This window comes from Micromonospora sp. KC213 (genome assembly GCF_004348325.1).
Classification (GTDB): Bacteria; Actinomycetota; Actinomycetes; order Mycobacteriales; family Micromonosporaceae; genus Micromonospora.
The window spans coordinates 1-6,412 of the sequence record NZ_SMKF01000249.1; the positions used below are offsets into that span (position 1 = coordinate 1).

Consider the following 6,412-nt stretch of genomic DNA (forward strand, 5'->3'; position numbering starts at 1 on the left):
GGGCGGGGGTGCTGCTGACCGCCATCGCGGCGTCCTCCGTTGTCTGCTGTGCCTCGGTGGGGGCGTGGGCGCGACGGCCGGCCCGTGGAACGGGCCGAGGACGACGGTGTCGGAACGGCCGGCGCGGACTACGCGCCCGAGACAGATGGATCGGGCGTCGTCAGTGGGCCGGACAGATCGCGCTGCGCACGCGGCCGTAGTCGACGTGGCGACGGGCCACGAAGCGGCGGACGACAGCGGCGGTCATGACAGTCATGCTGCCACACCCGGGGTGGACCAGCCAACGAGCGCGTGCGGCATCCCACATCACGGGCCGGATCGGCGGGACCACGGGGCGGCGCCGGGTGTGGGAGGCTCACCGTGTGGACGAAATGTCCAGAAAGCAGCATCCGGCGGGGTGGCTCCGATCCGCCCCGGTGCTGGTCTGGCTGGTACCGACGCTGGCCACGCTGACCGTCGGGCTGGTCGGCATCGGGCGTGCCCAACCCTGGCGGGACGAGCTGGCCACCTGGAGCGCGGCCACCCGCCCGCTACCGGACCTGCTGCGGCTCACCGGCACCCTGGACGCCACCGCCGGGCCGTACTACCTGCTGATGCACGGTTGGACCCGCCTCGCCGGCGACTCGCCGACCGCGCTGCGGCTGCCCTCGGCGCTGGCCATGGCGGCGGCGGCCGGGCTCACCGCCGTCCTGGCCGCCCGACTCTCCGACGCCCGGGCCGGCCTGCTCGCCGGCCTGCTCCTCGCGGTGCTGCCCGGCACCGCAAGGTACGCCCAGGAGGCCCGCCCGTACGCGCTGGCCACCTGCCTCGCCGTGCTGGCCACCCTGCTCCTGGTCGCCGCGCTGCACCGCCCGACGTGGCCGCGCTGGGCCGGGTACGCCGCCGCCGTCATCGGGCTCGGCCTGGCCCATCTGCTCGCCCTCGCCCTGCTCGCCGCGCACGCCGTGGTGGCGATGGTCGCCGGAGCAGGTTGGTCACCCCTGGCCGTGCGGGACCGGCGGCTGGCGCCGCGCTGGTTGCTCGCCGTCCTGGCGGCGCTCGTCGTGCTCACCCCGCTGCTGCTGCGCGTACCGGGGCAGCGTTCCCGGCAGCTCGACTGGGTCGAGCCGGCCCGCCTGGCCGACCTGGCGGCGCTGCCCGCCGGGGTGGCGCAGAGCGGCGTGGTCGGCGGGTTGGTGGTGGGCCTGGCCGCGCTCGGCGCGGCGCGGGCGGGTCGCCAGGCGCTGCTGCCCGGGCTGTGCGTGCTGCTGCCGGTGCTGCTGGTCTTCGTCGCCGGGCTGGCCGTGCCGTTGTGGGTACCGCGCTACCTGCTCTTCACCGTTCCCTTCGCCTGCGTTCTCGCCGGCGCGGCCCTCGCCACCCGGCCGGCACCGCCCCCGACCGGGCCGGCATCGCCCCGCGCCGGTGCGCTGTCGGTGGCACCGGGGCTGGCCGTGGTGGCGCTGGCCGGATTGCTCGGCCTGCCCGACCAGGCGTCGCTGCGGCGGACCCACGGCTGGCCACGCAGCAGCACGGTCGACTACCGGGGCGCGGCGGAACTCGTCGGCGCGAATCAACGCCCCGGTGACGCCATCGTCTACTCACCCCGGGAGGGTTGGTTCTTCCTCGATCTCGGACTGGCGTACCACCTGAAGGAGCGGCCCCGGGACGTGCTGGCGCTCCGCGACCAGCGGCAACGCGCGGACTTCTGGGTCACCGAATGCCCCCGCCCGGCGGAGTGCCTGGCCGGGGTCCAGCGGGTCTGGCTGGTATTGGCCGGCCGGCGACCGGACCCGCTCACCGCGGTCCCCGGCGCCACCGGCACCGCCCTGCGCGACACCTACACCGTGTCCCGCCGGTGGCACCGCCCCAACCTGACTGTCGCCCTGCTCACCCGCACCTGAACCGCGGCGCGCCTCAGCCGGGCTGGCGGGCCAGCGGGACGACCAGCACGGCCTCGGTGCCGCCCTCGGCACCGTTGCGCAACTCGATGCTGCCGCGCAGCTCGCCGGTGACCAACGCCCGGACGATCTGCAGTCCCAGCCGGCCGCCGCGTTCGGCGTCGAACTGCGCGGGCAGGCCCCGCCCGTTGTCGGCCACCGAGACGTGCAACTGCTTGCGGAACCGGTGCGCGGTCACCACCACCTCCGGCTTCACGTCGCTGCCCACGACGGCGGCGGCCCCCTCCTCGCCGGCCGGCGGAAAGCCGTGCTCGACGGCATTGAGCAGCAGCTCGTTGAGCACCATGACCAGCGAGGTGGCGATCTCGGCGGGCAGCACCCCGAAGCTGCCCCGGCGGCGCATCCCCACGGTCACCTCGGTCGCGGCGACCTCGGTGGCCGCGCTGGCCACCCGGTCGACGATGCCGTCGAACTCGACCGCCTCGTCGCTGGACATGGAGAGCGTCTCGTGCACCAGGGCGATCGAGGCGACCCGGCGTACCGACTCCTCCAGCGCGACCCGGGCCTCCGGCATGGCGACCCGACGGGCCTGCAGACGTAGCAGCGCGGCGACGGTCTGGAGGTTGTTCTTCACCCGGTGGTGGATCTCCCGGATGGTGGCGTCCTTGGTGATCAACGCCCGGTCCCGGCGGCGCACCTCGGTGATGTCGCGGACCAGCACCAGCGCGCCGATCGGCACGCCGGCCGGCATCAGCGGCAGCGCCCGGGTCAGCATGGTGGCCCCCCGGGCGTCGATCTCCCGCCGGGGCGGGGCCTCGCCGCGCAGTGCGGCCAGCACGGCGTTGCCGGCGTCGGTGCCCTCCAGCGGGTCGGCGGCGAGCCGCCGGTGCAGTTTGGCCAGGTCCTCCCCGACCAGGTGGGAGGCGTACCCCAGACGCCGGTACGCCGACTGCGCGTTCGGGCTGGCGTAGGTGACCTTGCCGTTGGCGTCCAGCCGGACCAGACCGTCGCCGACCCGGGGCGCGGAGGTGGTCTCCCCCGGGTGCCGGGGCGGCGGGAAGGTGCCGTCGGCGATCATCTGGGCCAGGTCGTCGGCGGTGGTGAGGTAGTTCAGCTCCAGTTGGCTGGGGGTGCGGGCGGTGGAGAGGTTGGTGTCCCGGCCGACCACGGCGACGACCTCACCGGCCTCACCGTCGGCGGTGCGCAGCCGCACCGGGATCGCCTCGTGCCGGGCGGGCACGTCGCCGTACCAGACCGGGTCGCCCTCCCGCCAGATCCGCCCCTGCCGGTACGCCACCTCCAGGTGGGCCACCTCCGGGCCGCCGACGATCCGACCCACCTGGTCGTCCAGGTACGCGGTGGGGGCGGTCGTCGGGCGGACCTGGGCGACGCAGAGGAACGCACCGTCACCGTCGACCGGCACCCAGAGCAGCAGGTCGGCGAAGGACAGGTCGGACAGCAACTGCCAGTCGCCGGCGATCCGGTGCAGGTGGTCGATGTCGGCCGGGCGGAGCTGGGTGTGCTCCTCGGCGAGGTCGCGCAGCGTGGACACGCCCCACAGCGTGCCACGCCGCCGGTCACCTCGTCGCGGTGACCTTCTTCAGCCCCCGGGGTGCGTCCGGGTCCTCACCCCGGGCCAACGCCAGCGCCAGCGCCAGCCGTTGCAGGGGCAGGATGTCCAGCAGCGGGGCGTACCGCTCGTCGACCTCGGGGACGGCCATCCGGGTGGCCCCGGCCACCTCGGCGGAGCCGACCACCACCACGTCGGCGCGGCGCTCGCCGAGCCGCGGCAGCACCTCACCCATGGCCCGCCCGCCGGGGCCGGAGCCGACGACGGCGAGCACCGGAACGTCCGGGTCGGTCATCGCGAGCGGGCCGTGCAGCAGGTCGGCCCCGGAGAAGGCCAGCGCCGGCAGGTAGGAGGTCTCCATCAGTTTCAGCGCCGCCTCCCGGGCGGTCGGGTAGGCGTACCCCCGGCCGGTGGTGACCAGCTGGCCGGCGAAGCGGTAACGGGGGGCGAGTTGCGCCGGGGTGGGGTCGGCGAGGGTACGCGCGGCGAGGTCGGGCAGGGCGTCGAGGGCGGCCCGTTCCTCGGCGGGCAGCACGCCGTCGCCGGCGCGGACGCCCTCGACGAGCAGCAGCAGGGCGAGCAGCTCGGCGGTGTAGGTCTTGGTGGCGGCGACGGCCCGCTCGTGACCGGCGGCGATGTCGACGGTCAGCTCGGCGGCCTCGGCCAGCGGTGAGTCGGGGTTGTTGGTGACCGCGAGGGTGAGCGCGCCGCAGCCGCGGGCCGTGCGCAGCACCTCGGTCAGGTCGGGCGAGCCGCCGCTCTGGCTGACCCCGACGACGAGCGCCTCGGAGAGGTCGGGGCGAGCCCCGTAGACGGTGACCGCACTGGGTGAGGCGAGCCCGGCGGGCAGGCCGAGCCGGATCTCGGTGAGGTACGCCGCGTAGAGGGCGGCGTGGTCGGAGGTGCCCCGGGCGGTGAGGACGACGTGCCGGGGACGGCGGCGCGCGATGGTCGCGGCCACCTCGGCGATCCGCTGGGCGGGGCCGGCGGAGAGCAGGCGGGCGTAGCCGGCCGGCTGCTCGTCGATGTCGGCCGCCATGCCGGCTCCTGGACGTGTCACGAAGACTCCTCCCTGCGCGATTTCCGCGCGTTCCATGCTCAGTTTTGCATCATTGCCTCCTTGTGGGCAATCGAACGAACAGCAACGCGCAGTAGATCACCACTGCTGGACGACATCCCCTAGGCTTGCCAGCCCTGGCACCGATGAGCGAGAGGCCGACGTGACCGAGGGACGTGACGAATCCGCGCTGACCGTGGCGGAGGAACTCGCTCTCGCCCGCCTGGCCCTCGACTCCGGCGACCTGCCGCACGCCGCCGGGCACCTCGCCGCCGCCCTCGTCCAGGCGCCGACCCTGCCCGAGGTGCACGAGACGCTGGCCCACATCGCCGCCGCCTCCGGCGGCGACCTGGACCTCTTCCCGATCGGCCAGCGGGCGTTCGTCGGGGCCGTGGTGGCCCGCGCCCACCTGCTCGCCGCCGCCGGGCGACCGGCCGAAGGGCTGGACCTGCTGGCCGCCGCCACCGGGCACGCGCCGGGGGTGGACTGGGCCGGGGTGCCCTGGGTGACCGCGCCCGAACTGGCCACCCGACTCGACCCGGAACGGGCCGCCCGGATCCTCATGCAGGTCTGCACCGCCGTGCTCGACCCGGTGCCCCGCGCCGGCCGGCCGCCGTTGCTGCCGTACCTCACCCTGGCCCGCCACGCGGTCACCGCGCACCCGCGGCACGCGCTGCTGCTGGGCGCGGCGTCCGCGCTGGCCCGGCGCCTCGGCGAGGTCACCCTGGCGATCGACTGGGCCGCCCGGGGGGTACGCCAGGAGCCGTCCAAACTGGGCGAGGTGTGGCTCGGGTACGCGTACCGCAGCGCGGGCCGTAACCGGGAGGCGCTCGCCGCCCTCGAACGGGCCGTCGCGCACGACCCCGACGACCTGGCCGTGTACGCGGACATCGCCGGCACCCTGGCCGACACCGGCCGGCTCGACGCCGCCCTGGAGTGGATCGACCGGGCGCTGGCCCGCGATCCCACCTTCGACTGCGCCGTGCACACCGCGCACCGGCTGCGTTACCTGCGCGACGGCGACGTGGCGCACCTCGTCGCCCTGGCCGACTTCGTCCGCGACCACCCGGACGACAGCCACGAGCACGGCGACCTCGCCGAGTGCTGCCGCAGCCGGCCCTGGCTGGGGCAGGTGACCCCGGCCGCCGGCGCGATGGTGGACGCGCTACGCCGGCCGCCGGCCGCCGCCGGCACGCCCGGCCCGGCGGTCCGCCTCGCCGTACCGGAACCGCCCAGCGCGATGCGGGCCGGCGCGGCCGCCGGCCTGGACATCGAGGTCACCGGGACGAGCCGGCCCGACCCCCGGGAACCCCGGCGGGCCACCACCTGCCAGCTCTGGCGTTACGAGGGAGCCACCGCCGCACCCACCCTGCCGGCGCCCTCCGCCGACGCGGCGCGACGGGTACGCCGCCTCGCCCACCCCGCCTGGCCGCACCCACCGGCTGCGTACGACGCGGCGGTCGGACTGGCCACCCTGGACCTCGCCGACCTGCTGGGACTGCTGGTGCACCCGCCAGAGCCGCCGGAGACCGCGATGGGGCGGGTGTTGGCGGGGCAGGACCCCTCACTCTGGGTCCGGTGCGTGCAGGTCTGGGCCTGTCTCGGCCTGCTGCACCACCGCACCGACGAACCGTGGGCGGAGTCGACCCGCCGCCGGGTGCTGGTGGAGTTGATCTGGGGCGTCGAGGACTGGATCACCGAGGCTGCCCTGTTCGCCCTGGTCACAGCCGCCTGGGTCGACCCGGCGGTACGCCTCGACGTTGCGCACCTGGTGGCCGAACGGCTCGCGGACGTGGCAGAGGTGGCCCGGGCGCGGCCGGTGCCGATCGCGGTCTCCCTGGGCCACCTGGCCCTGGCCACCCCGGCGCTGGACGAGGAGAGCGCCGCGCTCGCCCGTACCCTGGC

4 protein-coding genes are annotated in these 6,412 nt (G+C 75.6%); 2 read left to right on the forward strand and 2 right to left on the reverse strand.

Features of this window, described 5'->3' with window-relative positions; all coding sequences use genetic code 11:
• The first annotated feature begins 371 nt into the window (after positions 1 to 371).
• Positions 372 to 1,883: a glycosyltransferase family 39 protein gene (locus E1166_RS28705; RefSeq protein ID WP_132342998.1), complete on the forward strand. Its 1,512-nt coding sequence runs from the start codon at positions 372 to 374 to the stop codon at positions 1,881 to 1,883.
• Positions 1,884 to 1,896: 13 nt separating this feature from the next.
• Here E1166_RS28705 and E1166_RS28710 read toward each other — a convergent pair whose 3' ends face one another.
• Together E1166_RS28710 and E1166_RS28715 are read right to left on the reverse strand one after the other, a co-directional pair.
• The gene (locus E1166_RS28710; protein ID WP_132270801.1) at positions 1,897 to 3,432 is read right to left on the reverse strand and encodes a PAS domain-containing sensor histidine kinase; all 1,536 of its coding nucleotides are present in this window, start codon (positions 3,430 to 3,432) and stop codon (positions 1,897 to 1,899) included.
• Positions 3,433 to 3,457: 25 nt separating this feature from the next.
• On the reverse strand, positions 3,458 to 4,489 hold the full coding sequence (locus E1166_RS28715; protein ID WP_132343000.1) for an SIS domain-containing protein: 1,032 nt from the start codon (positions 4,487 to 4,489) through the stop codon (positions 3,458 to 3,460).
• Positions 4,490 to 4,670: 181 nt separating this feature from the next.
• Between E1166_RS28715 and E1166_RS28720 the strand changes: the two genes are divergently transcribed.
• On the forward strand, positions 4,671 to 6,412 hold a 1,742-nt coding region (locus E1166_RS28720), incomplete at its 3' end, for a tetratricopeptide repeat protein (RefSeq protein ID WP_243710572.1).